The following is a 26,049-nucleotide window of genomic DNA, read 5'->3' as shown; positions in this document are numbered from 1 at the left end:
GAACGCCGACTGTGGACCCATGGGTGGTGCGGGCGCCGAGGCTGTTCCGGCGCTCCCGTGTGTCGTCCGTGTTACGTCCTGCCCGGAAAGTTAGCGCGCCGTCACAGGAAAAGAAAGACCCTTACCAACACAACTTTCCGTTGACTTAGCGGTATCTTTGTCTCCGCCCAATCGAAAGTGGGGTGACCACGTGGACGGTCCGGAGAACCCGCACCAGGCGCGACTCCTCCGGCTGCTCCGCGACGACGGCGAGCGTTCCCGGGCCGAGCTCGGGGACGCGGTCGGCCTGTCCCGGTCCAAGGCCGCCGTCGAGGTCACCCGCCTCGCGGACCGCGGACTGATCGAGGGCGGCGAACCGGCCGCGTCCCGGGGCGGCCGGCGATCGTCGATCGTCCGCCTGGCGGCCGGCATGCGCTTCCTGAGCATCGCGCTCGGCGCCACCTCGCTCGAGGTGACGCTCACCGACGGCGCACTGCGCCCGGTGGCGCGCGTGACCGAGCAGGTCGACCTGCGCCGCGGCCCGTCCGCCGTGCTCGGCCGCGCGGTCGAGCTGGCCGTGAAGGTGCGCGCCGAGGCGGGCGGCTTCCTGTGCGGCGCGGGCGTCGGCATCCCGGGGCCGGTCAGCTTCGCGCACGGCGTACCCGTGTCCCCGCCGTTCCTGCCCGGCTGGGACCGGCACCCGGTCCGCGACCACCTCGCCGCGGAGCTGGACTGCCCGGTGCTGGTCGACAACGACGTCAACCTGATGGCGCTGGGCGAGAAGCACGCCGGCATCGCGCGCCCGTTCGACGACTTCCTGTTCGTCAAGATCGGCGCGGGCATCGGCGCGGGCATCGTGGTCGGCGGCACGGTCTACCGCGGCGCCAACGGCTGCGCCGGCGACATCGGGCACACCGCGGTCATGTCCGGCGGCCCGCCACCGCTGTGCGTCTGCGGCAACACCGGCTGCCTCGAGGCGCACTTCGGCGGCGCCGCGCTGGCCCGCGACGCCACCGCCGCCGCGCGCTCCGGCCGCTCGGACATCCTCGCCATGCGGCTCGCCTCGGCCGGCACGCTCACCGCGCGTGACGTCGCGGACGCGCTGGCCGCGGGCGACCAGTTCGCCATGACACTGGTACGCGACGGCGGCCGCCGCGTCGGCCAGGTCCTCGCCGGGCTGGTCAGCTTCTTCAACCCCGGCATGATCGTGATCGGCGGCGGCCTGGCCGGCATGGGCCACGCGCTGCTGGCCGAGATCCGCGGCGTCGTCTACCGCTCGTCCCTGCCGCTGGCCACCGGCGACATGCCGGTCGTGCTGTCCGAACTCGGCGCGGACGCGGCCTACCTCGGCGCCACCCGCATGATCAGCGACCACTTCCTGACCGCCCCGGACGCGTGAGGGCGCACCGTCCGTCGTGGACAACCCGGCGCGCGCACCGCACAATCGGCCGATGGGACCCAATGGCACGCTGCTCGCCCGCGCGTTCGACACGCTGACCCGGGACGGCGCGGACGCCGCCGCGCACTTGCTGACCGAGAATTTCATCGCGCACCTGCCCGGCGTGCCGGAGCCGTTGCACGGCCGGGACGCCTGGGCGGTCGGGGTGCGGCAGATGCTGGCCGCGTTCCCGGACCTGAGCATCACCGTCGAGGACGCGATCGAGCAGGGCGATCAGGTCGCGCTGCGGGTCCGGTTCCGCGGCACGCACGGCGGGCCGTTCCAGGGCATCGGCGCGACGCACCGGCCGATCGAGTTCACCAGCGTGGAGATCTACCGCATCGAGGGCGACCTGATCGCGGAGGAGTGGGTCGCCCCCGACATGATCACCCTGATGCGGCAGATCTCCTGACCTCGGGCCCGATGCCCTAGCCCGTCGCGGCCTGCTCGATCGCCGCGGTCAGCCGCGGGTCGCCGGCGGCGAGGCCGGCGCCGTCGCGCATGGTGCGGCCGCAGCCGGACAGCTCCACGTAGGTCGCCGGGCCGGCCCCGGACACGGGCTGCAGCAGCGCGAACGACGTCGACCGCGCGGTGCACGGCGCGGCCTTCGCGGCGGGCGGGAACGCGGCGCGCACCGCGGACCAGGCCTGCGCGGTGAGCACCGCGCCGGCCCGCAGCGTGCCCGCCGGCTTGCCGCTGCCCAGTTCGGACTCGTCCACCTGGTACAGGCAGAGCCGCAGGTCCGCGTCGGCGGCGGGCGGCCCGGCGGGCTCCGCGTCCGTGCCCCGGCCGGACGTCACCGCGATCATGTCGGCGTGCGTGTCGGAGCAGCCGGTGCGCACGGACAGCGCCGAACCGGGCGGGATCGCCGGCGGCCCGCCCCGGAACGGGTCCAGCGCGTCCAGCACCTCGCGGCGCGGCTTGCGGCACTCGTCGAACGGAACGCCGGGGCGGATCCAGGCGCCGTTCGCGTCGTGCAGCACGAACCAGGGCAGGATCAGCGCCTCCAGCGTGCACGCCTCCGCCGTACCCGGCAGGTCGGGCAGCCGCAGCGCCGCCGCGAGCGCCGCGACCGCGGCCGGGTCGTCGCCGCGCCGCTCCTCGCCGTCGCACACGGTCACCGCGACCGGCGTGAAGTCCTCCGGCAGCCGCGGCCCGCCGCCCTGGTCCGAGTTGATCGGCGGGATCATGCCCGATCCCCGCTCCGGCGGGATCGGCCGCGGCGCGCCGGCCGCGGCGCACGACTCCCACGAGGACCCGAGCGACGCCGCCGGACTCGGCTGCCCACCGCCCGCCCGCTCCCCCGGCGACGCGCACGCGCCCATCGACATGATCGCCAGCACCGCCGTGCCGGCCGCGATCCGTGTCCGCACGAATACCTCCCGCTCGTCCCGCCCATCCGCCGACTTCGACGACCGGCCACGCCGGACGGTTCCCGGCGGCCCACCTGGCTCCACGTCGACTACGACCCCCACCTGGACGCCTTCTACCGCGGCTGCGGCTTCACCCCGACCCCCGCGGGCCTGATCCGGCTGCGCTGACCGGCCCACCGGGACGGGCGGCGATCAGGGCAGGTGGCGGACCGTGAGGTGCGGGTCGGAGGCGATCTCCCGCTCGGTGAAGCGCTCCGTGACCCACTCCTTGTCGACGTAGAGCAGGGTCTGGTCGGTGTGGTGCGGGGAGGTCGGGTTCGCGGACTGGCCGTACGTGAGCAGCGTGCGGGTGCGCGGGCCGGAGCGGGTCAGTTCGGTCGCCATGATGAAGCTCGACCCGTGCTGGACGCCGGTCGCCGGCCGGGTGACGTCCGCGGTGATGACGTTGAAGCAGCCCTCGCGGCCGTCGCAGCCGTGCACGCCGATGCCCTCGTACCGCTGCGCGTCGCCGAGGCGCACGTCGACCGGGACGCCGGCCGCGGCGAACGCCCGCACCGCGTCCGCGAGCGCGGTGATCACGCCGGGCCGGGTGGCGTCGAAGCCGCGCGGCGTGCCGACCGGGTCGGCCGGGTCGAACGGGACGGTCCACGGGCTGGTACGCAACCGGAGCACGAACACCCGCCACAGCGCGGCACCGCGGGCGTCCAGGTCGCCGCGGCCGTTCCACCCGGCCAGCGCGGCACAGGCCGCGGTGAGGTCGACCGCGCGGCCGTCGGACGCGGGCGCGGACGGCGCGGGCGCGGCGGAGTCGCACCAGGACCGCACGGACGGCAGGCCGCGCTCGGCCGTGAGGTTCCGGTTGTTCAGCTGCATGGCCTGCAGTTCGGGGAGCGTGAAGCCGGAGTCCGCGATCCCCTCCGCGATCAGCTGAAGGCCCATCCGCGTCCGGTACGACCGCTCGGTCCCCACGCTCCCCACGATCGCGGGGTAGCCGGTGAGCGGCGCGGCCGGGTTGGCCAGCCACGGGCTGTCGTTCATGTTGCTGACGACGTCGCGGCGGAACAGCGTGGGCAGGTTGCCGGCGCCGAACAGGCCGGGCACCGGCGCGTCCGCGTCGGTGCCCCAGGCGCAGTCGCCGCGGGAGCCGTCGAGCACCGGGATGCCGTCGAGGTCGCCGAGGCCGCAGCGCTCCTCCTGCGCGTTCGTCACGTGCGGGACGACCTGGAGGTCGCCGTAGAACGCGGTGCCGGTGACGTCGGCCGCGGTGGTGTTCACCCACGGCGAGGCGAGCAGGCGGGCCTGGACGTCGCGGAGCTGCCGCACGTCGCGCGCCTTGGCCATGCCGATCCACTGGTCGACCGTGCGGAGGTTGCCCGCGTTCGCGCTGCGCAGCTGGAACGCCTGCGCGGTGTCCCAGGGCAGCGCGCCGGGGACCGCGACGATCGGGCCGTCCGGCGTGCTCCACACCGGCTGCGTGACCGTGGTGAGCGTGCCGTCGTCCTGCCGCACGGTGACGGTGACCGGGTCGCGGCGCAGCGCGCGGGTCTGGCCGTCCACCACGTACCGCGTGGGGTCGCCGGGGGTGAGCGCGAGCCGGTGCAGCGTGACGGTGACCGCGGTGGAGACCGTGTGCGTCCAGGCGACCCGGTCGGTGTGACCGATCGCCACGCCGGGCAGGCCGGGCAGCGAGACCCCGGAGACGTTCAGCTCGCCGGGGATGGTGATGTGCACCTGGTGGAAGCGGCGCGAGCCCTGCCACGGGAAGTGCGGGTTGGCCAGCAGCATGCCGGTGCGGCCGGTGGTGGCGTCCGCGCCGAGGCCGACCGCGTTGCTGCCGATGCCGCCGCCGAGCACGTCGGGCAGGCCGGTCGGGGCGGTGCGGGACGCGACGGCCGGCGTGCCGGGCGGCTGCGCGGCCGCGATCAGGTCGGTGACGCCCTCGGCGCCGCCCATGTCCGCGATCTGCAGCACGCGCCGCCAGATGTCCAGCTCGGTGATCGGGCGCACCCAGCCGGCGCCGGTGCAGGCCGACTCGGGCAGCGCGTCCACGCCGGTCTCGGCCAGGTAGCGGTTGTAGCCGTCGGCGTAGCCGCGGGCCAGGTCGCGCGCGTTGCGGGACGGGCCGGTGCGGGACGCCAGCGCCGCCTCGACCACGCCGGTCTGGTTGATCCACCGGTGGTAGAGGTCGGCCTCGAGGTTGCCGTCACCGGGCCCGAACCAGCGCGCCCGCTCGCCGTCGAGCGTGACGATCTCCTGGGCGAGCAGGCACAGGTTGTCCTCGGCGAACGCGTAGCCCGCGCCGACGCCGGCCGCGTGGTAGGAGCCGGCGAGCACGTGCGGGACGCCGAACCCGGTGCGCCGCAGCACGGCCCCCGAGCCGCCCGCCACCGCGGGGAGCGCGGTCATCACCAGCGCGGACGCGGTGGCGACCGCCACCACCGACCGTGCCGTCCGTCGTCCGAGCATGCGGGGTCCCTCCGTGTCACCGATCGGCCGCCGTCCATTATGACCAGAGCGCACGAAGATCGATGCCCGGGAGAAACCCTGAGAAACACCCCGGCGGTACGGCACGAAACGCCGCTGATACTTGTCGATGGATGATATAGACGTAGGCCGGGCCCGCGTGCCGTGCGGGAGCACGCGGGCCCGGCGGGTCACCCGACCGGGGCGGCAGTCGGGTGCAGCCAGCAGGCGACCGTGCGGGTCGCCGCGTCCGGGACGTCCGGCGGCGGGCCGAGCGGCGGCACGTGCGTGTCGCACGGCTCGAACCGCTTCGGGCAGCGCGGGTGGAACGAGCAGCCGCTCGGCATGGCCCGCAGGTCCGGCGGCGACCCGGGGATGCCGGACAGCTCGCGCTTCTCGCCGCGCAGCGCCGGGAACGAGTTGAGCAGCCCGTGGCTGTACGGGTGGAGCGAGTCGCGGTAGAGCGCGCCCGACGGCGCCTCCTCCACGATCCGGCCGCCGTACATGATGGCGATCCGGTCGCTGAACTCGACCAGCAGCGACAGGTCGTGCGTGATGAACAGCACCGAGAAGCCGAGCCGTTCGCGCAGGTGGACGAGCTGGCGCAGGATCTGCCGCTGCATGACCACGTCGAGCGCGGTGGTCGGCTCGTCCATGATCACGACCTGCGGCTCCAGCGCCAGCGCCATGGCGATCATGACGCGCTGCCGCATGCCGCCGGAGAGCTGGTGCGGGTACGCCTCCAGCCGGTCCGCCGCGATGCCGACCAGGCCGAGCAGCTCGCGGGCGCGGGCCACCTGCGCGGGCCGGGACAGGCCGGGCGTGTGCGCGCGGATCACGTCGGTGAGCTGCACCCACACCTTGTGCACCGGGTTGAGCGAGTTCATCGCGCCCTGGAACACGATGGACGTCTCCGCCCACCGGAACGCGCGGAGCTGCTTCGGCGTGAGCGCGAGCACGTCGTACGGGTCGCCGTCCCGCGGGTGGTAGATGACCTGCCCGCCCGAGATCACGCCGGGCGGCGGGAGCAGCCGGGTGGCGCCGTAGGCGAGCGTGGACTTGCCGCTGCCGCTCTCCCCCGCGAGCCCGAGCACCTCGCCGCGGTGCAGCGTCAGGTGCACCTCGCGCACCGCGTGCACCGCGTCGTCGCCGAGGCCGTAGTCCACGTTCAGGTTGCGGATCTCCAGCACCGGCTCGCGCCGGCGCGGGGACCGGGCCGCGGGTGCGGACTGCACGTCTCCGAGTGCCTCGATCACGCCGGCTCCTTCTCTCCGAGCGATGCATGGGCGGCCGGCGGCACCTGCTCCAGCGGTACGGCCGGGCGGTGCGGCGACACCGGCGTCTCGCCGAGCGGCGTGGTGCGCAGCACCGGCGTGAAGCCGACCCGCATGCGTACCGTGGCGCCGGTCGCGGTCTTGATCTTGCTCTTCCCGGCGGACCGGAGCCGAGGGCTGACGAACTCGTCGATGCCGAAGTTGACCAGCGACAGCGCGGTGCCGAGGATCGCGATCGCGAGGCCGGCCGGCACGAACCACCACCAGGCGCCGGACGCGAGCGCCTGCTGGCCCTGCGCCCAGAACAGGATCGTGCCCCAGTTCCACTCGGACACCGTGGTGATGCCGATGAACGCGAGCGTGATCTCGGACATCACCGCGAAGATCACGGTGCCGACGAAACCGGACGCGATGATCGCGGTGAGGTTCGGCAGGATCTCGAAGAAGATCACCCGCCAGGTGGACTCGCCGGTGGCGCGCGCGGCCTCCACGTAGTCGCGGCGGCGCAGCGACAGCGTCTGGGCGCGCAGCACGCGCGCGTTCCAGGCCCACGAGGTGAGGCCGATGACCAGCGCGATCATCAGGTCGGTGCTGCGCTCCAGCAGCGACGTGATGATGATGATCAGCGGCAGCGCCGGGATGACCAGGAAGACGTTGGACAGCGCGGAGAGCGAGTCGTCCGCGGTCCCGCCGAGGTAGCCGGCGGTGACGCCGACCACCACGGACAGCACGGTGGCGATCGCGCCGGCCAGGAAGCCGACGAAGACCACGCCGCGCGTGCCGACCAGGATCTGGCTGAACACGTCCTGCCCGAGGTGGGTGGTGCCGAACCAGTGCGCGCTCGACGGCGGTTGCAGCAGGTCGGCGGAGCGCGCGGACGCGTCGTACGGCGCGATCCACGGCCCGATGATCGCCAGCAGCACGAAGAAGCCGACGATGACGACGCCGGTGGCGGCCTTGCGGTTCGCGATGAACCGGAAGCTCTGACGCTTCGCGGGGGTGACCGCTACCGCGGTAGGGGTGGTCATGACGTCAGCCCTCCCTTCTGGTACGCGGGTCGAGTGCGAGGTAGGCCAGGTCGGCCAGCAGGTTCGCGGCCAGCACGGACAGCGTGATCACCAGGAACACGCCCTGCATCAGCGGATAGTCCTTCGCGCCGACCGCCTGGAACAGCTGGAAACCCAGGCCGGGGTACGAGAAGACGATCTCGACGAGCAGCGTGCCGCCGACGATGAAGCCCAGCGACAGCGCGAAGCCGGACACGTTCGGCAGCAGCGCGTTGCGGGCCGCGTAGGCGAGCGCCACCCGGCGCTCCGGCAGCCCCTTGGCGTGCGCCACCGTGATGTAGTCCTCGGCCGCGACGGTGACCATCATGTTGCGCATCGACAGGATCCAGCCGGAGACCGACGAGATCAGGATCGTGAACGCGGGCAGGATGCTGTGCTGCAGCGCGCTGCCGATGAACCACTGGTCCCACGCCGGGACGAGGCCGGGCTCGTAGCCGCCGGACGACGGGAAGAAGCTGCCCGGCCCGGCGAGCAGCGTGATCGCGATCAGGCCCAGCCAGAAGTACGGGATCGAGGAGAGGAACGTGGTGGCCGGCAGCAGGCCGTCGACCCAGGAGCCGCGCCGCCAGCCGGCCAGCACGCCGAGCAGCGTGCCGATCGCGAAGCTGATCACGGTGGTGATGCCGACCAGCGCCACGGTCCAGCCGATGCTGTCGCCGATCACCTGGGAGACCGGCGCGGGGAAGAACGTGAACGACAGGCCGAGGTCGCCGCGGAACAGCTGCGCCCAGTAGTCCAGGTACTGCTGCCAGAGCGACTTCTGCTCGTCCAGGCCGAACAGGATGTACAGCGACTGGATCGCGTCCGCGTTGAGCTGACCCTGGTAGCGGGAGATCATCGAGCGGACCGGGTCGCCCGGGATGAGCCGCGGGATGAAGAAGTTCAGGGTTATCGCGGCCCACGCGGTGAACAGGTAGAACGCCACGCGTTGCAGGATGTTCTTCACTTGCCCACCTCGTCCGGGGCGTAGAGCCAGCACGCGGCCCAGTGGCCGTCCGCGTCGCCCACGGTCAGCCGCGGCGGCAGCTCCACCGAGCAGCGCGGCATGACGGCCGGGCAGCGCGGGTGGAACCGGCAGCCGGTCGGCGGCGCGATCAGGCTCGGCGGTTCGCCACCGGCCCGGTCCTCCGGCGTGTGCTCGGCCGCCGCTTGCGCGGAGCCCTGGATGGTGTCCGGGTCCGGCGCCGACTCGATCAGCAGCCGGGTGTACGGGTGGGCCGGCCGCTGGGTGACGGTCTCGCTGTCGCCGCCCTCGACCATCCGGCCCGCGTACATGACCAGCGTCTCGTCGGCGAAGTAGCGGGCCGACGCGATGTCGTGCGTGATGTAGAGGATCGCCAGGTGCAGGCGCTCCTTCAGGTCGCGCAGCAGGTTGAGCACGCCGAGCCGGATGGAGACGTCCAGCATGGAGACGGGCTCGTCGGCGAGCAGCACCTCCGGGTCGGCGCCGAGCGCGCGGGCGATCGCCACGCGCTGCCGCTGGCCGCCGGAGAGCTCGTGCGGGAACTTGTCCAGGTAGCGTTCCGGCGGCGTGAGGCTGACCCGGGTGAGCAGCGCGTGCAGCGCCTGCTCCAGTTCCGCGCGGGAGCGGCCGCCGTTGCCGTGGATGCGCAGCGCGCGGGTGAGGTGGTACCGGATCGTGTGCACCGGGTTCAGCGACGCGAACGGGTCCTGGAAGATCATTTGAACCCGCCGGGCGTACGCGCGGAAGGCCCGGCCGCCCCGGACGGTGCTGATCCGGCCGTGCAGCCGGATGTCGCCGGACGTGCGGGAGTAGAGCTGGGAGAGCAGGCGGGCCACGGTGGACTTGCCGGAACCGGACTCGCCGACGAGCGCGGTCACCCGGCCGCGGCGCAGCGTGAGCGTCACGTCGTCCACCGCGTGCACCACGCGTGACCTGCGGGCGAGCAGGTCGGCGAGGCCTCGTCGCACCGGGAAGTGTTTGGTCAGTCCCTCGGCCGCCAGCACCGCTTCACCGGTGCGCGCCGCCGAGGTGTCGCTCAGCGTCATGCCGGGCTCCTCAACATGTGGTGCCGTCCCCCCGGGCGGCGGTGGCGCGCCCGGGGGGACAGCGGTTCTCGAAGGACTCAGGCGCCGGCGGGCTTGAGGTGCAGGATCACGTCGACCGCGTTGGGCTGCGTGGGCTGGGCCGGGGCGTACGGGTCCTCGGCGGTCGGCCAGCCGACCCAGTTCTTGACGTTGTACGCGCCGCCCGCGTTGTCCGCGCCGACCGGGATCGCCGGCATCTGCTCGACGAAGATCTTCTGCAGCGTGTTCATCGCGGTGGTGCGGGACGCGTCGTCGGTCGCGTTCGCGTACGCCTCCAGCGCGGCCGTGGCCTCCGGGTTGTCGAACCGGCCGAAGTTGCCGTTCTGGGAGACCTCACCGACCGGCTTGAGCAGCTTGCCGTCCATGATCGTCTGGTACATGTCGTACGGGGTCGCGCCGCCGTTGGTCCAGCGGAACGTGGCCTCGAACGTGCCCTCCTCGACCGACTTCTGCCAGGCGTCCTGGGTGGCCTTGTCCAGCGTGGCCTCGATGCCGATCTGCGACAGGTTGTCCTTCACGATCTCCAGGCTGGTGATGTAGTCGGACCACGGCGCCGGGTCGGTCAGCTTGATCTTGACCGGCTTGCCCGACTTGTCCTTCAGCGTGGTGCCCTCGTACGTGTAGCCCGCGCCGGTCAGCAGCGCCTTCGCGCCGTCGACGTCGACCTTGTGCGTCTGGCCCTTGTACTCCGGTGCGATGTACGGGTCACCGGCCGGCGTCGGGATGCCGGTCACCGAGGTGATCTCCGGGTGGAAGTAGCCGGCCGACGCCTGCACGAAGATGTCGTTCCGGTTGACCACCATGTTCATCGCGCGGCGCAGCACCGGGTCGTCGAACGGCTTGACCGTGGTGTTGATGTACAGCGCGTGGATGCCGATCACCGGCGCCGGGAAGATCTTGTTGTTCTCCGGGTCCTTGGCGATGTAGACCGTCTCGTAGTTCGGGATGAAGACGAAGCTCCACTCCGACTCGCCGTTGGCCAGCGCGGTGGTCTGCGCGTTGTTGTCGTTGTACGACGTGTAGCGCAGCTCCTTGACCTGCGGCAGCTGCTGCCAGTAGCCCTCGGTGCGCACCGCCAGCGTGGTGGTCTGCGGGGTGAAGGTCTTCAGCGTGTACGGCCCGGTGCCGACCGGGTTCTTGATGATGTCGGTGGCCGGGTCCGCGATGGTGGACCAGATGTGCTTCGGCACGATCGGGATGTCACGCAGAATCCGGGCCTCGTTGACGAACTGCGGGCGCTCGAAGACGATCGACGCCTGGTTGCCGTTCGCGGTGGCGGAGACGATCGGCAGCGCGAACCGGTTGATCCCGTCCGTCTTGCCGATCAGGTCGTACGTGAACGCGATGTCCTCGGCGGTGAACTTCTGCCCGTCGGACCAGGTCGCGCCCTCGCGCGCGGTGACGGTCAGCGTCTTGAGGTCCGCGCTCCAGCTGTACTCCTGGGCCAGCCACGGCTTCGGCTTGTCGGTCGGCCGGATCACGTTGGCCAGCGCCAGCGGCTCGTAGATCTGCCAGCGGTAGCCGAGGATCGCGCCGGAGGACGACTCCAGGAACGGGTTGTGGTTCTCCGTCTGCGGGCCGTTCGGCATGCCGACGTTGAGGACGGTGGCGGCCTGCCCGTTCGCGCGGTTCGCGTTCGGGCTCTCGCCGCAGGCGGCGAGCGCGGCGGCCGCCAGCACGCCGGTGAGCGCTATGGCGATGGATCTGATCGGACGCATCGGTCCTGCTCCCTGTCTTCTCAGTGATGATGCCCGGTGCCTGGGCGTGCGGGATCGCGCCACGGCGTGCGTACCGTCGCGGCCGATCCTGGTTTTTGGTGATTTATCGGGCGGTGGTGGACTCGCGGGTCACGAAGGTGGTCGGGATGGTGACGGGGCTCGCGGGCAGCGGCTCGCCCGCGAAGTGCGCCAGCAGCATGCGGGCGGCGGCGTCGCCCATCTCCCGCAGCGGCTGGTGCACGGAGCTCAGCGGCGGCTGCGCGTGCGCGGCCAGCGGCAGGTCGTCGAAACCCACGACCGCCACATCACCGGGTACGGTCCGCCCGGACTCGATCACGGCCTGCATCGCGCCGGTGGCGGACAGGTCGTTGTGCGCGAACACGGCGTCGAACCCCTTGCCGGCGCTGCGCAGCACGGCCTCCCGGCCGCACCCGTAGGTGAAGTCGCCCTCGAAGACGAGGTCCGGGTCGATGGCGATCCCGGCGTCCGCGTAGGCCTCGGCGAACCCGGCCACCCGCTCGTGCGTGCAGCCGAAGTACGTCTTCCCGGTGATCACGAGCGGCCGGTGCCGGCCGAGCGCGATCAGGTGCTCGCCGGCGGAGCGGGCGCCGCGCCGGTTGGTGGTGCCGACCGAGGGGAACATCGGCCGGCGCGCGGCCCGGTCGTCGATGAGCACGACCGGCAGGCCGCCCGCGTACAGCTCCGCGATGTAGTCGGTCTGGCCGTCCGGCTCGACGACCAGCAGGCCGTCGAACGCCTTGGCGGAGACCTGCTGCGCGAACTGCCGCATCGAATCCTCACCGCGGTTGACCGTGAAGAGCAGCAGGCCGTAGCCCGCCGCCTCCATCGCGTCGACCGCGCCCTGCAGCACCTCGCCCATCCAGGGCCAGGTCAGCGACGGCACGAGCATGCCGACGATCCGGGTGCGGCCGCGGGCCAGGCCGACCGCGCGGGCGCTGGGCACGTAACCGAGGTCGGCGATCACCCGCCGGACCCGGTCCGCGGTCTGCGCGTCGAGGTCGCCCTTGCCGTTCAGCACGCGGGAGACGGTGGTCTTGCTGACGCCCGCCGCCGCGGCCACGTCCGCGATGGTGATCGTCAATCCACTCACCTCCCGGGCTGTATCGCCGCGGTTAACGGCTCGTTCGGAACCGGTTGCGGAAGCGGTTCCGTGGGGGGAGTCAACCCGAGTGAGCTGGACCACGTCAATAACGCGCAGGTAACGAACCACGCCTAATTTCAAGCTCTGTAGAAAGTCCGGGAGAACGCTCTCTCGGAATTGGGACGTTCCGCCACGCATCGCCCGCGGTCACTGACGGTCGCGATCGAAACGTTATGATTTGGATCTGGCGGCTCGCTCCGTTTGACTGGCGCTCGTGAGAGCTCTTGTGGTGGGTCTCGGCGTCGCCGGCATGGCCGCGGCGATCGCGCTGTCCGGTGCCGGCTGGACGCCGGTGATCGTGGAGCGCGCCCCCGCGCGCCGCACCGGCGGATACTTCGTCGGCCTCTTCCCCGCGGGCAAGAAGGCCGCGTCCCGGCTGGGCGTCTTCGACGCCATGCACCTGCGCACGCCGGCCGACCACCGCACCTGGGCGGTCGACGCCGCGGGCGTGCGCCGGCGCAGCGTCGGCTTCCTGGACCAGCCCGGCCAGCCCGAGGGCACCATGCGCGGCGACGTGGAGGCCGCGCTCTGGGACGGGCTGAGCCCGGACACCGAGATCCGGTTCGGCACCGGGCCGCGCTCCATACGGCAGGCCGGCGACGCGGTCCACGTGGACCTCGGCGCCGGCCCGGAGCGGTTCGACCTGGTCGTGGGCGCGGACGGGCTGCGCTCCACGGTCCGCCGGCTGGCGTTCGGGCCGGACGAGCGCTTCCTCCGGCCGAACCACTCGGTGATCTGCACGTTCTCGCTGGACGGGCCGGTGCCGGGCTACTCCGGCTCGGACCAGCTCGCGCTGGTCGAGCCCGGCCGCTCGCTGTGGATCTTCCCGTACCGGGACCGGCCGCCGACCGCGCTGTTCGCGTACCGGGCCCGGGACGTCGCCGCGGAACTGCGCAAGGACCCGGCCGAGGCGCTGGCGGCCCGGTACGCCGGTATGGGCGGGCCGGTGCCGTGGGTGCTCGACCGCCTCGGCAGCGCGCCGGAGCGCCTCTTCGACTCCGTGCAGCAGGTGCGCATGCGGCACTGGCACCGCGGCCGGGTGCTGCTGCTCGGCGACGCCGCCTGGTGCCTCACGCTCTACTCCGGCATGGGCGCCAGCACCGGCATGATGGGGGCGGCCGAACTCGGCGACGCGCTGACCGCGGAGCCGACCGTGGCCCGCGCGCTGCGCCGGTGGGAGCGCCGGATGCGCCCGACCATCCGTACCCACCAGCTCATCGCGCACGTCAAGGGCGAGGGCTTCGTGCCGTCCAGCCCCTTCAACCACGGGGTACGCCGGGTGGTCGTCGGGCAGGCCGCCAAGCTGCTCATCCGGGAGCCCCGGCCGGCGATGGGCCTGTCCTGAGCGCGACCGCGGACCGGCGGCGGCCGGCATCGGCCGGCGGTGCGATCGACGGGTCCGCGGTGAGGATGCGCCGGTGCAGGTCGCGCAGGGCCGGGCCGGGCGGCACGCCGACCTCCTCGTCCAGCCGCCGGTGCGCGCTGCGGTACGCGGCCAGCGCGTCCGCCTGCCGCCCGCACCGGTACAGCGCGTGCATCAGCAGCTCCCAGAACGGCTCGTGCAGCGGGTGCCGGGCGGTCAGGCCGCGCAGCTCGGACAGGACCGCGCCGGGCCGGCCGGCGTCCAGGTCCTGCGCGATCCGGCGCTCCAGCGCGTCCAGGTAGCGCTCGACCAGCCGGGGCGCCTCAACGCCGTGCAACCAGTCGGAGCGGACGCCGTCGAACGGCGCTCCCCGCCAGAGCGCGAGCGCGGCCCGGGTGGTCACCGGGCTCTCGGTCAGCCGCAGGAAGCGCAGCGCGTCCACGTCGTGCGGGCGCGCACACAGCCGGTAACCGTCCGGCGCGGTCTCGATCGCGTCGTGCCCGAGCAGCTCGCGCAGCCGGGTGACGTACAGCTGGACCGCGCGCCGCGCGTCGCCCGGCAGCCGCTCGCCCCAGACCGCCTCGGCCAGCCGCGCCACCGACACCACGGTGCCGGCCGACATCGCCAGCATGGCCAGCACCGTCCGCAGCCGCGGCGCGGTCACCGGCACCGGCCGGCCCGCGCGCGTCACGGTCAGCGGCCCGAGCACGGTCACGGTCAGTCGCCACGTCTCCATCACGTCCCCCTCACGTGTGTCACGCGTCGTCACCCTCGTTTCTAGCCGCCGGCGCGTTGTCCGGCGTCGGGGGCGCGAAGCCGTACAACGATTTCCGAACATCGCGGTCGCCTTGACGACAGGCCGGTGCCCCGGCGCCCGGGGGCGGAAGAGAATCGATGCCGGTCTACGGGGGGACCGGATCGGGGGATGGCCATGCCGCGTGCCGAGCGACCGCTGGAGGGCGGGACCGACGACCTGCTGATCGAGTTCGCGGAGGGGCTGCGCCGGCTGCGGCGCAAGGCGGGGAATCCGCCGTACCGGCGGCTCGCCCAGCGCGCGCACTACTCGGCGGCGACGCTGTCCGAGGCCGCGTCCGGGCGCCGGCTGCCGACGCTGGCGGTGACCATCGCGTACGTGCGGGCCTGCGACGGCGACGAGGAGGAGTGGGCCGCCCGGTGGCGTGAGCTGGCCGCCGACGCGGCGCCGCCGGCCGCGGACGACGGGAACGCGCCCTACGTGGGACTGGCCGCGTTCCAGGCCGCGGACGCGGACCGCTTCTTCGGCCGCGACCGGCTGGCCGACCGGCTCCTCGGCACGCTCACCGAGCGCCGGCTGGTCGTGGTCTGGGGCGCGTCCGGCGCGGGCAAGTCGTCGCTGCTGCGCGCGGGCCTGCTGGCGCGCCGGCCGGGCGTGCTGTTCACGCCGGGCGCGCATCCGCTGGAGGAGTGCGCGGTCCAGGTGGCCCGGCTCACCGGCGGCACGCCCGGCGCGCTGCTGGCCGAGCTGCGCGCCGAACCGCGCGCGCTGCACCGCGCCGTCCGGCAGGTGCTGGCCGGGCGGCCGGTGTTCGCCGGCCGGGCGCCGCTGGCCGGGCGGCCGGAGGACGAGCTGCTGCTGGTCGTGGATCAGTTCGAGGAGGTGTTCACGCTGTGCGCGGACGCCGGTGAGCGGGCCCGGTTCGTGGCGGCACTGACCACGGCCGCGCGGACCGGCAACAGCGGCTGCCGGGTGGTGCTGGGCGTGCGCGCCGACTTCCTCCCGCACTGCACCGCGTTCCCGGACCTGGTGGAGGCGCTGGACGACGCGCCGGTCACGGTCGGGCCGATGAGCCCGGAGGAGCTGCGCCAGGCGATCACCGGTCCCGCGGTCCGGGCCGGCTGCGCGGTCGAGTCCGGCCTGCTGACCACGCTGGTCGCGCACGCGCACGGCCGGGCCGGCGCGCTGCCGCTGCTGTCCCACGCGCTGCTGGAGACGTGGCGGCGGCGCCGCGGCAACACCCTCACGCTCGCCGGGTACGAGGCCGCGGGCGGACTGGACGCGTCGCTCGCCCGCACCGCCGAGGCCTGGTACGCCACGCTCGGCCCGGCAAGGCAGGACGCCGCGCGCCGGCTGCTGTGCCGCCTGACCGCGCTCGGCGACGGCACCGAGGACACCAAGCGCCCCATCCACCGGGACGAGGCCGGGCTCGCCGACCCGGACACCGCGGCGGTCGTGGACGGACTCACCGCGCTGCGGCTGCTCACGGTCGGCCGGGACACCATCGAGATCACCCACGAGTCGCTGATCCGCTGCTGGCCGCGCCTGCACGACTGGCTCAACCGGGACCGGGACGGGCTGCGCGTACACCGGCGGCTGACCGAGGCGGCCACGCTGTGGCGGTCGATGGGCCGGGACCCGGGCGTGCTCTACCGGGGCACGCCGCTGGACGTCGCCCGCGAGTGGGCGGCGGCCGGGGGCGGCGGCGCGCTGAACCCGGACGAGACCGCGTTCCTGGACGCCAGCCTCGCCGCGCGGGCCGCGGAGCTCGACGTGGCGCAGCGCGGGAGCCGCCGCCTGCGCCGGCTGGTCGTGGCGCTGACCGCGCTGTGCCTGCTCACCACCGGCGCCACCGCGGTCGCGGTCCGGTCCCAGCAGTCGGCCGCCCGGCAGCGCGACGCCGCCACCGCGCAGCGGGCCGCGGACCGGGCCGAGGCGCTGCGCACGACCAACCCGGGGCTGGCGGCGCTGCTCGGGCTGGCCGCCTACCGCCTCTCCCCCGCCGTGGAGGCGCGCAGCCGCGTGCTGAGCAGCTTCGCGACGCCGTACGCGACCCGGCTCGGCGACGCCGGCGACGTGCGGGCCAGCGCGTTCAGCCCGGACGGGCGGCTGCTGGCCGCCGGCCGCGACGACCGCACCGTGCAGCTGTGGGACGTGGACGACCCGAACCGCGCCACACCGGTCGCCGTGCTGCCGCCGCACCACGCGCCGATCAGGGCGCTCGCGTTCGCGGCGGACGGGACCACGCTGACCGCGGCCGGCGAGGACGGCAGCACCCGCGCGTGGGACCTGCGCGACGTGGCCCGGCCGCGACCGCTCGCGGACGTGCGCGGGCTGGTCGGCCCGCCGGTGGTCACCGCGGCCGGCCAGGCCACGCTCGCCACCGCCGGCCCGGACGGCACGGTCCACCGCTGGGACGCGCGCCATCCCGGCGCCGCGCGCCCGCCGGTCGCGCTGCCGATCTCCGGGATCGCCGCGGTGGCGGTCACGGCGGACGGTCGCACGCTCGCCACCGGCGGCGAGGACCACACCGTACGGCTGTGGGACGTCCGCGACCCGGCACGGCCCCGGCAGACCGCGGCGCTGACCGGCCACACGGACGCGGTCCGGGCCCTGGCGTTCGCACCCGGCGGCCGGACGCTCGTCTCCGGCGGCGCCGACGCGGTCGTACGCCTGTGGTCGATCGACGACCCGGGCGGCCCGCGTGAACTCGCCGCGCTGCCCGGCCACACCACCGCGGTCACCTCGGTCGCGGTCAGCCCGGACGGGCACACCATCGTCTCCACCGGCGCGGACCGTACCGCCCGGCTGTGGGACGTGACCGCGTTCCGCCTGGTCGGCCACACCAGCTCGGTCTACGGCGTGGCCGTCGGCGACGACGGGCGCACGATCGCGACCGGCGGGTACGACCGGACCGTGCGGCTGTGGGACGTCCCCGAGCCCGGCCGGCCCCGTGCGGCCGCGGTGCTGCGCGGCCACACCGGGCCGGTCAACGACGTGGCGTTCCAGCCGGGCGGCACGCTGCTGGCCTCGGCCGGCCACGACCGCACCGTACGGCTGTGGGACCCCGCCTCCGGCCGGCAGCGGGAGATCGTGAGCCTGCCCGGCTCGGTCGAGGACATCGCGTTCCGCCCGGACGGCCGGATGCTGGCCGCCGCGCTCGACGACGGCACCGTCCGCCTGATCCGCCTCGACGGCGGCCGCCCGATGCCGTCCGCCACGCTCACCGGCCACACCGGCGCCGCCGAGACGGTCGCGTTCCGTCACGACGGCACGATCCTGGCCAGCGGCGGCGCGGACCGGACCGTCCGCCTGTGGGACGTCGCCGACCCGTCCCGCCCCGCCGCGCTCGGCACCCTGGAGTCCGGCACCCAGGCCGTCAAGACCGTGGCGTTCAACCCCGGCGGCGACCTGCTGGCCGCCGGCGGCGACGACGGCACCGCCCGCCTGTGGCACGTCGCCCGCCCCACCGAACCCTCGGCGCTGGCGACGCTCACCGGCTACGCCGACGGCGTGATGGCCGCCGCGTTCCGCCCGGACGGCACCACGCTCGCGACCGCCAGCTCGGACGCGACCGTCCGCCTGTGGGACGTCCGCGACCCCCGGCACCCCGGCGAGCTCGCCATCCTCACCGGCCACGGCAAACCCGTCGACGCCCTCGCCTTCACCCCCGACGGCCACACCCTCGCCACCGGCGGCGAGGACTGGACCACCATCCTGTGGGACCTGGACACCGAACGCACCGCCGACCGCATCTGCGCCCGCACCGACCCGGCGTCGCTCCGCGCGGAGTGGGACACCCACTTCCCGGGCCGCCCGTTCCGCTCCCCATGCTGACCGGCACCACCCGATCGACACTCTCCGCCGCGAGCGGAGCGCCGGCGGAGTCGAAGCCCGCGGCGAGGCCGGCCCGCGGGACCATGCGGGACATGATCCGTTATGCGGCCGGGAGGCGGCGGCGGAGGGAGGGTCGGTGCAGGGCGGGCGGCTGGTAGGTCTGGTCGAGGGTGCCGATGTCGGTGCCGGGTGGGACGATCTCGTCGATGCGGTCGAGGACGTCGGTGGGGAGGGTGACGTCCAGGCCGGAGATGAGGTCGTCGAGGTGGCGGTCGGTGCGGAAGCCGATGAGCGCGCTGGTGACGCCGGGGTGGGCGGTCGCGAAGGCCATCGCCAGGTGCGTCATGGGCAGGCCGGCGTCGGCGGCGAGGGGGATCAGGCGCTCGGTGGCCTCGATCCGGCGTTCGTCGCCGAGGTGCTGGAAGAGGCCGGCGCGGCGCAGGTCGCTGCCGGTCCGGCGGACGCGGCCGGTGAGCATGCCCTGGCCGAGCGGGCCCCAGACCAGCGTGCCCATGCCGAACCGCTGGGTGACCGGCAGTAGTTCACGTTCGATGCCGCGGTTGAGGATGGAGTAGGCCGGCTGCTCGGTGTGGAAGCGGGACACGCCGCGCCGCTCGGCGATCCACTGTGCCTCCACGATGCCGGACGCGGGCGTGTGTGACGCGCCGATCGCGCGGACCTTGCCGGCCCGGATCAGGTCGGTCAGCGCGGACAGCGTCTCCTCGAGGTCTACCGCCACTTCCCGCAACGGGCGGACCTGGTCAAGGCCGTGGTGGAGAGCGGGATCGACGCGGTGGCGGAGGCGGGGCCGGCGCTGGGCGGGTCGCTTCCGCCGGGCGAGGCGCTGGATCGGTGGATCCAGCGGTTCGCGGAGTTGCTCGGCACCAAGCGCGGGCTGGCGTCCGCGCTGCACTCGGGCGATCCCGCGTTCGCCGGGCTGCCGGACTACTTCACGTCCCGGCTCGGGCCGGCGCTCGAGGCGCTGCTCGATGCCGCGCGGGCGGACGGCGCGGTGCGCGGGGACGTGGACGCGGAGGAGGTGCTGCACGCGATCACGGTGCTGTGCCGGCCGGTGCCGGGGCGAGGGCCGGAGTACAACCGGCGGGTGGTCGGCGTGTTCGTGGACGGGCTGCGGACCCGGCGGTAGCGGCGCGTGCGGGCGGCGAGTGCGGCCCACACGCGCGCACGGGACTCAGTTCACGGTCCACTTCTGGTTGGCGGTGCCGCCGCAGGCCCAGATCTGCAGGCGGGCGCCGTCCACCGCGGCGTTGTCCACCACGTCCAGGCAGGTGCCGGAGCCGGCGTTGACCAGATCACGGCCGGCGGTGTACGTCCAGCGCTGCGCGGCCGTGCCGTTGCAGGTGTGCAACTGCACGCGGGTGCCGTCGGCGGTGGCGCCGCCGGTCACGTCCAGGCACTTGCCGAGCGCGCGCAGCGAGCCGTCGGAGGCCCGCTGCCACTGCTGGTTGGCGCCGCCGAAGCAGGTCCACATCTGGATCGGCGTACCGTCGGCGGAGTTGTTGTCCAGCACGTCCAGGCAGCGCCCACCCAGCCCGGAGACGGTGCCGCCGCCGCTGCCGGACTGGGTGCCGCTCCAGGTGAACGTGGCGGTGGTGCGCGCGGGCAGCGTGTACGTGAACGACTGCCCGCCCCACTGCACCTTCACCGACTGCGCGGCCGTACCGCCGTTGTGCGCGATCAGCGCCTTGGAGCCGTCCGGGTTGCGCCAGGCCACGTTCTGCACCGTGCCGTTGGCGGTGGAGTCGATCCGGCGCGCGCCCGGCTTGACGAACGCGGTGAGGTGCCCGGTCGTGTAGTACTCGATCGTGTAGTCGACCTGGCCGGCGCGCGGGCCGCCCTCCTGCACGGTGATCAGGCCGGTGCAGGTGCCGCAGCCGCCGTTGTGCGGGCCCATGTTCTGGTTCAGCGCCAGGCTCCACTTGACCAGGCTGGACGACCAGTTCCGCGCGTAGTTGACGATGTCGGCCAGGTCCTCGTTGTGCTGGTTGCCGATCCAGGTGCCGCCGGAGTGCTCGGTGCTGAACTGCGGCACCGACGGGTAGGCGTCGTGCACCTGGCCGCCGACCGCCGGGTCGCCGAAGTAGCCGTGCCAGGCGATGCCGCCGAACAGCGGATCGTCGCGCACACCCGCGTCGGCCAGGATCGCGGCGCCGAAGTTCGCGTAGTCACCGTAGTTCCAGTCGTGGATGAGCACCTTGGTGCCGATGCCGGCCGCGCGGAAGGCCGGGTAGACGAAGTTCTTGGTGAACTCCACCAGGCCGGACGGGTTCCACGACATGCCCGGGTAGTTCATCGAGGTGGGGTTGGCGGCCTGGCAGCAGTTCGGCTCGTTCTGCACCGAGATGTAGTCGACCCGGACGCCGGCGGCCTGATAGGACTGGATGTACTTGACCAGATATTGGGCGTACGTGGGGTAGTGCTCCCACTTGAGCCAGCCCATCTGGTCCATCCGGCCGTTGTCCTTCATCCAGCCGGGCGCGCTCCACGGGACGCCCTTCACGCGCAGTGCGGGGTTCAGGCCCTTCGCCTGTACGGTCAGCAGGCGCACGTTCGCGTCGTACCCGTTGGTGTTGAAGTCGCTGAGGTCGCAGCAGGTGTCGTCCAGCGAGACCATGCCGGGCCGGGACAGGTCGGACGCGCCGATCGGGTTGCGGACGAAGGACAGGCCGATGCCGTCCGTGGGGCTGAACAGCTTGCGCATCACGTCGTCTCGGGTCGCGGCGCTGACCGGCCCACCGCGCAACAGGTAGGCCGTGGTGTCGGTGATCGAGGCGCCGCCGCCCTCGAACACCTGGTACTGCGCGTTCTCGTTGACCGTGATGGTGTGCGCGGCGTTCGCGGAGGACGCCGCGAACACGACCGGCGGCTGCGCCTGGAGCCCGCGGGTGACGGTCCGGCCGCCCGGGTCGGACGTGGTGGTGAGGTGGATGGTGACGGTCTCGCCGGCCGCCGCCGCGGGCCCGGCCGCGACGACGACGCTCAGCCCCGCCGTCACCGACACGGCGGCGGCCAGGGCACGGAAACGTGCGGAGGGTGGGTTCATGGCACGTCCTCACATCGATGGATGTGAGAACTGTGAATCCCATCATGACTTAAGTCAAGCCATGAATAAAGGGACGTTTACCGCCCGGCCGCGACCGTGATCGCGCTGGCCGCGGCGCCGGCCATCAGCGCGTGCAGGATCGTGTGCTCGAGGTTCGGGCGCGGGCGGTCGCCGATCCGCGGCAGCACGGTCACCGTGCGGGCATAGCCGCGCGCGTGGAACTCGGGCCAGCTCAGACCGGTCCCGGCGGCGGCCCACGGCACGGAGACGCCGGTGAGGTACGGCAGCCACCACAGCGTGAGCCCGCCGATCAGGGCGAGCACCTCGATCGCGGCCGCCACCCAGGCCGGCCACGGCACACCCAGCGCGGCGGCCACGGCGAGCAGCACCGCGGGCGCGGCCAGGATCGGTGCGTTGACCGCGACCTCGGTACGGCGATCGCGCGGCGGGACGTCCCGCACGTTGTTGAACGGGAACAGGTCGACCAGCGTGGTGACCAGGAAGTATCCGACCGTGAGCACGATCAGGACCAGCGCCGTCGCGAGCATCGCGCCTCCAGATTTACGGTGTAAGTATTCGACGTCCGCTAGAGTGACTTACGGTGTAAATTTTGTCAACGGAGGTGCGGTGGCCACGCGACGCGTCGGGGAGAAGGCCGGGCTGACCCGCGAGCGGGTGCTGGACGCCGCGCTGGACTATGTGGACCGGCACGGCCTGCCCGCGCTGTCGATGCGGCGGCTCGGCGCGGAGCTGGGCGTGGAGGCAATGTCGCTCTACAACCACGTGCCGCACAAGGAGGCGCTGTTCGACGCGCTCGTGGACCGGGTGCTGGAGACCGCGATGGCGGCCGTGGACGCGCCGGACGCGTGGCTGCCCTGGATGCGCGGGTACGCGCACGCGCTGCGCGCGGCGTTCCTGGCCCACCCGGGCGTGCTGCCGCTGGCCGCCACCCGGCCGGTCGGCTCCGCCGCGTCGATGCGCCGGTCGGAGCGGTGGCTGGGCGCGATGCGGGCGGCGGGGCTGCCGCTGGACCGGGCGATGGACGTGATCACCGTGCTGACCACGTTCACCATCGGGCACACGCTGGCGGAGGCGGGCCGGACGCCGGGGCACGAGGAGGCGGCGACCCCGGCCGTGATGCCGGACCCGGCCGAGTTCCCGCTGCTGGCGGAGGTGATCGAGACCGGCGCGGGGGCGGACGCGGCGGCCCGGTTCACGGTGGCGGTCGATCTGCTGCTCGCCGGGTACGCCGGGTCGGGGTAGGTCAGGCGCCGGCGCCGAGGACCTTGTCGAGGTAGCGGGCGGCCTCGTCGCGGGAGGGCTGGTAGAGGCGCTCGGCGGCGCGGACGGCCGCCGCGTACCGCGCCAGGGTCTCGGCGTGGTCGCGGCGGGAGCGGGCCGAGGGCATGTGGACGGCCTCGTCGGCGGCGCGGCGCTCGGTGGCGGCGCGCAGCGCGGCCAGGTAGGCGACGGAGGCGATCGACCAGTGGCAGGCGTCGTCCGGGTCGACCTCGACCGCGCGCAGCTGCCAGTCTCGATGGTCGGTGGGCAACTCGTACCGCTCGGCGAGCTCCTCGGCGAGCGCGCGCTGGCCGGGCGAGAAGTCGCCCGGCTCGGGGCTGACCCAGACCGCGCTGAAGCTCTGGCCGCCCGCGGTCCAGGAGAAGCGGTAGAAGAGACGCCGTTCGATACGACGGACGTTACTACCGGCGGCGCCGCCCGCCAACACCCCGGGCGGGCGCGCGTGCGGGGATTCGCGCGGCGGCGCCGCCGTCGGCGAGCAGGCGGGCGACCGGGAGCGTGGCCGCGCCCATCGCGACCGCGTCCGGGCCGAGCTGACACAGCTCGATGGAGACCTGCTCGTACGGGCGGCGCAGCGCGTGCCGGGCGGTCGCCTCGCGGATCTGCGGCAGCAGCGCCTGGCCGAGCGCGAGCCCGGCCCAGCCGCCGAGCACGATCCGCTCCGGGTTGAACAGGTTGACCAGCGTGGCGAGGCCGGCGCCGAGGTAGCCGGCGGTGTCCGCGAGCACCTGCGCGCCGGCCCTCGTGCCGTGCGCGGCGAGCACGGCGGCGAGCGCGGACTCCTCGTCCGCGCCGGGCGCGGGCCGGCCGCGGTTGGCCTGGCGGAAGCGGTCCAGCACGCTCTCCGCGCCGACGTACGCCTCGAGGCAGCCCTGCGCGCCGCAGCGGCACGGGCGCCCGCCGTACACGATCGGGGTGTGGCCCCACTCCCCCGCGCTGGAGTGCGCGCCGCGGTAGGACGCGCCGTCCGCGATGACCGCGGCGCCGACGCCGGAGCCGACCAGCGCGACCACGGCGTGCCGCGCGCCCCGGCCCGCACCGAACCACATCTCGGCCTGGCCGAGCGTCTTCGCGCCGTTGTCGACCAGCACCGGGATGTCGGTGAACTCGCGCAGCATGGCGCCGAGCGGCACGCCCTCCCAGCCGAGCGTCTGCGCGTGCACCACGGCGCCGGAGTCGACCACGCCGGAGACCGCGACGCCGAAGCCGAGCACGGACGCCGGGTCGACGCCGGACTGGGCGATCACGGACGCGAGCCCGTCGCGCAGGTGGGCCAGCACGGTCTCCGGTGCCGGGCGCGGCGAGGTGATCGGGAACTCGGCCTTGGCCAGCGGCGTCATGGCCAGGTCGAACAGTTCCACCTGGACGCGCGTCTCGCCCACGTCCGCGCCGATCACGTGACCGAAGCCGGGGGCCACGCGCAGCAGGATGCGTGGGCGCCCGCCGTCGGAGTCGACCGAGCCGGCCTCCTCGACCAGGCCCTCCGCGACCATCTCGCCGATCAGGTTGCTGACACTGGCCTGGCTGAGCGCGGTGGTCTGGGCCAACTCGTGCCGGGAGATCGGACCGCTGCGGTACAGGTTGCTCAGCAGCACGGAGCGGTTGGCGCGGCGTACGTCGCGCACGGTCGTGCGCTTCGGGTCCATGGTGTCGCTCTCCCGTCGAGGTGGCCGCGTCCAGCATGCCGCATGCGCGTTCGGTAAAGCATGAACCAAGGCGTGATGCAACCGTTCGGGCCCCTTGAGTCTGACCACACGCCTGGTTTAATGACGTCGTAAATTAAGTGTTGAAAGATCATCTTCGGAGGAGCCTCAGTGCGCGAGTTCGCCGCCCTTCCCCCGGCCTTCGTCTGGGGGGCTGCCACGTCGGCGTACCAGATCGAGGGAGCCGTGGCCGCCGACGGCCGCAAGCCGTCGATCTGGGACACGTTCTGCCGCGTGCCCGGCGCGATCGACAACGGCGACACCGGCGACGTCGCCGCCGATCACTACCACCGCGTACCGGAGGACGTGGCGCTGATGAAGCGCCTCGGGCTGGACGCCTACCGCTTCTCGATCGCGTGGCCGCGGGTGATCCCGGACGGGCGCGGCCAGGTCAACGCGGCCGGCCTGGACTTCTACGACCGCCTGGTCGACCAGCTGCTCGCCGCGGGCGTCACGCCGTTCGCCACGCTCTACCACTGGGACCTGCCGCAGGCGCTGCAGGACCTCGGCGGCTGGCCGGCCCGGGACACCGCGTACGCGTTCGCCGACTACGCGGCCGTGGTCGCGGCGCGGCTCGGCGACCGGGTCACCGACTGGATGACCATGAACGAGCCGCTGTGCAGCGCGTGGATCGGCCACCTGGACGGCACCATGGCGCCGGGCGAGAAGTCGCTGGCCCGCGCGATCCCGGCCAGTCACCACCTGCTGCTCGCGCACGGGCTGGGCATGGCCGCGGTCCGCGCGTCCGCGCCGCGCCCGGCCGAGGTGGGCATCGTGCTCAACCTCAGCCCGATCGAGCCGGCCAGTGACCGGCCGGAGGACGTCGCCGCCGCGCACCGGGCGGACGGGCACACGAACCGCTGGTGGCTGGACCCGGTCTACGGGCGCGGCTACCCGGCGGACATGATCGCGACGTACGGCATCGAGCCGCCGGTGCAGGCCGGTGACCTGGAGGCGATCGCGGCGCCGACCGAGTTCTTCGGGCTCAACTACTACTTCCGGCAGCTCATCGCGGACGACCCGGCCGCACCGGCGCCGCACGGGCGGCAGGTGCCGGTGGAGGGCGCGCTGGAGACCGCGATGGGCTGGGAGGTCCACGCGGACGGGCTGGAGCAGCTGCTGCTGCGGGTGACGAACGAGTACGGCGTACCGAAGATCTACGTGACCGAGAACGGGTCCGCCTGGGCGGACACGCCGGGCCCGGACGGCACGGTCGAGGACAAGCAGCGCACCGCGTACCTGGAGGACCACCTGGCCGCGTGCGCGTCCGCGGTGGCGCAGGGCGCGCCGCTGGCCGGCTACTTCGCGTGGTCGCTGCTGGACAACTTCGAGTGGGCGTACGGCTACGACAAGCGGTTCGGGCTGGTCCACGTGGACTACGACACCCAGGTCCGCACGATCAAGAACAGCGGCCACCGGTACGCGGAGATCATCCGCAACCACCGGGCCGAGGTGACCGCCCCGGTCGCCTGAGCGAGCACGGCTGCCCGGCGCCGTCGCGCG

21 protein-coding genes are annotated in these 26,049 nt (G+C 73.6%); 7 read left to right on the top strand and 14 right to left on the bottom strand.

Annotation, left to right across the window (positions count from 1 at the left end):
- The first annotated feature begins 190 nt into the window (after window positions 1-190).
- On the top strand, window positions 191-1,378 hold the full coding sequence (locus J2S41_RS12955) for an ROK family transcriptional regulator (protein WP_310367214.1): 1,188 nt from the start codon (window positions 191-193) through the stop codon (window positions 1,376-1,378).
- A gap of 52 nt (window positions 1,379-1,430) precedes the next feature.
- Window positions 1,431-1,829: an ester cyclase gene (locus tag J2S41_RS12950; RefSeq protein ID WP_310367212.1), complete on the top strand. Its 399-nt coding sequence runs from the start codon at window positions 1,431-1,433 to the stop codon at window positions 1,827-1,829.
- A gap of 16 nt (window positions 1,830-1,845) precedes the next feature.
- On the opposite strand, the gene J2S41_RS12945 is transcribed toward J2S41_RS12950, so the two are convergent.
- From J2S41_RS12945 to J2S41_RS12910, 8 genes are all read right to left on the bottom strand, one after another.
- Window positions 1,846-2,790, bottom strand: a complete 945-nt coding sequence (locus tag J2S41_RS12945) for a hypothetical protein (protein ID WP_310367209.1) — start codon at window positions 2,788-2,790, stop codon at window positions 1,846-1,848.
- Between the two features lie 192 nt (window positions 2,791-2,982).
- Entirely contained in the window at window positions 2,983-5,256 is a 2,274-nt protein-coding gene (locus tag J2S41_RS12940) for a penicillin acylase family protein (protein ID WP_310367206.1), read from the bottom strand.
- A gap of 188 nt (window positions 5,257-5,444) precedes the next feature.
- On the bottom strand, window positions 5,445-6,443 hold the full coding sequence (locus J2S41_RS12935; RefSeq protein WP_310376360.1) for an ABC transporter ATP-binding protein: 999 nt from the start codon (window positions 6,441-6,443) through the stop codon (window positions 5,445-5,447).
- 62 nt (window positions 6,444-6,505) lie between these two features.
- Window positions 6,506-7,555, bottom strand: a complete 1,050-nt coding sequence (locus tag J2S41_RS12930) for an ABC transporter permease (RefSeq protein ID WP_310367203.1) — start codon at window positions 7,553-7,555, stop codon at window positions 6,506-6,508.
- Window positions 7,556-7,559: 4 nt separating this feature from the next.
- Window positions 7,560-8,540, bottom strand: coding sequence for an ABC transporter permease (locus tag J2S41_RS12925; RefSeq protein ID WP_310367200.1), 981 nt, complete (start codon window positions 8,538-8,540; stop codon window positions 7,560-7,562).
- Window positions 8,537-9,604, bottom strand: coding sequence for an ABC transporter ATP-binding protein (locus J2S41_RS12920; RefSeq protein WP_310367197.1), 1,068 nt, complete (start codon window positions 9,602-9,604; stop codon window positions 8,537-8,539). The genes J2S41_RS12925 and J2S41_RS12920 overlap by 4 nt, the downstream gene beginning before the upstream one ends.
- 77 nt (window positions 9,605-9,681) lie before the next feature.
- Window positions 9,682-11,361, bottom strand: coding sequence for an ABC transporter substrate-binding protein (locus J2S41_RS12915; protein WP_310367194.1), 1,680 nt, complete (start codon window positions 11,359-11,361; stop codon window positions 9,682-9,684).
- Window positions 11,362-11,464: 103 nt separating this feature from the next.
- Window positions 11,465-12,463 (bottom strand): LacI family DNA-binding transcriptional regulator, encoded by a 999-nt coding sequence (locus J2S41_RS12910; protein ID WP_310367191.1) that lies wholly within the window; start codon window positions 12,461-12,463, stop codon window positions 11,465-11,467.
- A 274-nt stretch (window positions 12,464-12,737) separates the two neighbouring features.
- On the opposite strand from J2S41_RS12910, the gene J2S41_RS12905 reads away from it, so the two are divergent.
- The gene (locus J2S41_RS12905; protein WP_310367188.1) at window positions 12,738-13,868 is read left to right on the top strand and encodes an FAD-dependent monooxygenase; all 1,131 of its coding nucleotides are present in this window, start codon (window positions 12,738-12,740) and stop codon (window positions 13,866-13,868) included.
- On the opposite strand, the gene J2S41_RS12900 is transcribed toward J2S41_RS12905, so the two are convergent.
- Complete coding sequence (locus J2S41_RS12900) at window positions 13,831-14,622, bottom strand: AfsR/SARP family transcriptional regulator (RefSeq protein WP_310367185.1); 792 nt, start codon at window positions 14,620-14,622, stop codon at window positions 13,831-13,833. The two genes, J2S41_RS12905 and J2S41_RS12900, sit on opposite strands and share 38 nt — an antisense overlap.
- A 189-nt stretch (window positions 14,623-14,811) precedes the next feature.
- Here J2S41_RS12900 and J2S41_RS12895 point away from each other — a divergent pair, with 189 nt between their 5' ends.
- A complete protein-coding gene (locus J2S41_RS12895; RefSeq protein WP_310367184.1) occupies window positions 14,812-18,477 on the top strand; it encodes an nSTAND1 domain-containing NTPase in 3,666 nt (1,221 codons plus the stop codon).
- Between the two features lie 100 nt (window positions 18,478-18,577).
- On the opposite strand, the gene J2S41_RS12890 is transcribed toward J2S41_RS12895, so the two are convergent.
- Window positions 18,578-19,216 (bottom strand): aldo/keto reductase, encoded by a 639-nt coding sequence (locus tag J2S41_RS12890; protein ID WP_310367182.1) that lies wholly within the window; start codon window positions 19,214-19,216, stop codon window positions 18,578-18,580.
- Window positions 19,217-19,246: 30 nt separating this feature from the next.
- Between J2S41_RS12890 and J2S41_RS12885 the strand changes: the two genes are divergently transcribed.
- Window positions 19,247-19,624 (top strand): SbtR family transcriptional regulator, encoded by a 378-nt coding sequence (locus J2S41_RS12885; protein WP_310367178.1) that lies wholly within the window; start codon window positions 19,247-19,249, stop codon window positions 19,622-19,624.
- Between the two features lie 45 nt (window positions 19,625-19,669).
- On the opposite strand, the gene J2S41_RS12880 is transcribed toward J2S41_RS12885, so the two are convergent.
- The gene (locus J2S41_RS12880; RefSeq protein ID WP_310367174.1) at window positions 19,670-21,541 is read right to left on the bottom strand and encodes a ricin-type beta-trefoil lectin domain protein; all 1,872 of its coding nucleotides are present in this window, start codon (window positions 21,539-21,541) and stop codon (window positions 19,670-19,672) included.
- A gap of 77 nt (window positions 21,542-21,618) precedes the next feature.
- A complete protein-coding gene (locus J2S41_RS12875) occupies window positions 21,619-22,089 on the bottom strand; it encodes a hypothetical protein (protein ID WP_310367172.1) in 471 nt (156 codons plus the stop codon).
- Window positions 22,090-22,168: 79 nt separating this feature from the next.
- Between J2S41_RS12875 and J2S41_RS12870 the strand changes: the two genes are divergently transcribed.
- Window positions 22,169-22,804, top strand: a complete 636-nt coding sequence (locus J2S41_RS12870) for a TetR/AcrR family transcriptional regulator C-terminal domain-containing protein (RefSeq protein WP_310367169.1) — start codon at window positions 22,169-22,171, stop codon at window positions 22,802-22,804.
- A gap of 1 nt (window position 22,805) precedes the next feature.
- On the opposite strand, the gene J2S41_RS12865 is transcribed toward J2S41_RS12870, so the two are convergent.
- Both J2S41_RS12865 and J2S41_RS12860 read right to left on the bottom strand, forming a co-directional pair.
- A complete protein-coding gene (locus J2S41_RS12865; RefSeq protein WP_310367166.1) occupies window positions 22,806-23,270 on the bottom strand; it encodes a hypothetical protein in 465 nt (154 codons plus the stop codon).
- Window positions 23,245-24,489 carry an ROK family transcriptional regulator gene (locus tag J2S41_RS12860; RefSeq protein ID WP_310367164.1) on the bottom strand — a complete coding sequence of 415 codons (1,245 nt, stop codon included), beginning with the start codon at window positions 24,487-24,489 and terminating at the stop codon, window positions 23,245-23,247. The genes J2S41_RS12865 and J2S41_RS12860 overlap by 26 nt, the downstream gene beginning before the upstream one ends.
- A gap of 168 nt (window positions 24,490-24,657) precedes the next feature.
- Between J2S41_RS12860 and J2S41_RS12855 the strand changes: the two genes are divergently transcribed.
- The gene (locus tag J2S41_RS12855; RefSeq protein WP_310367162.1) at window positions 24,658-26,019 is read left to right on the top strand and encodes a GH1 family beta-glucosidase; all 1,362 of its coding nucleotides are present in this window, start codon (window positions 24,658-24,660) and stop codon (window positions 26,017-26,019) included.
- Window positions 26,020-26,049: the final 30 nt, after the last annotated feature.

Origin of the sequence: Catenuloplanes atrovinosus, from assembly GCF_031458235.1 — a bacterium.
Classification (GTDB): domain Bacteria; phylum Actinomycetota; class Actinomycetes; order Mycobacteriales; family Micromonosporaceae; genus Catenuloplanes; species Catenuloplanes atrovinosus.
Note: the sequence above shows the minus strand (reverse complement) of the source record. Positions and strands in the feature narration are given on the sequence as shown.

Coding starts and splice junctions, on each gene's coding strand:
- J2S41_RS12860 (WP_310367164.1), bottom strand. CDS start 24,489: ATGGACCCGAAGCGCACGACCGTGCGCGACGTACGCCGCGCCAACCGC.
- J2S41_RS12940 (WP_310367206.1), bottom strand. CDS start 5,256: ATGCTCGGACGACGGACGGCACGGTCGGTGGTGGCGGTCGCCACCGCG.
- J2S41_RS12900 (WP_310367185.1), bottom strand. CDS start 14,622: ATGGAGACGTGGCGACTGACCGTGACCGTGCTCGGGCCGCTGACCGTG.
- J2S41_RS12875 (WP_310367172.1), bottom strand. CDS start 22,089: ATGCTCGCGACGGCGCTGGTCCTGATCGTGCTCACGGTCGGATACTTC.
- J2S41_RS12915 (WP_310367194.1), bottom strand. CDS start 11,361: ATGCGTCCGATCAGATCCATCGCCATAGCGCTCACCGGCGTGCTGGCG.
- J2S41_RS12930 (WP_310367203.1), bottom strand. CDS start 7,555: ATGACCACCCCTACCGCGGTAGCGGTCACCCCCGCGAAGCGTCAGAGC.
- J2S41_RS12880 (WP_310367174.1), bottom strand. CDS start 21,541: ATGAACCCACCCTCCGCACGTTTCCGTGCCCTGGCCGCCGCCGTGTCG.
- J2S41_RS12950 (WP_310367212.1), top strand. CDS start 1,431: ATGGGACCCAATGGCACGCTGCTCGCCCGCGCGTTCGACACGCTGACC.
- J2S41_RS12895 (WP_310367184.1), top strand. CDS start 14,812: ATGGCCATGCCGCGTGCCGAGCGACCGCTGGAGGGCGGGACCGACGAC.
- J2S41_RS12920 (WP_310367197.1), bottom strand. CDS start 9,604: ATGACGCTGAGCGACACCTCGGCGGCGCGCACCGGTGAAGCGGTGCTG.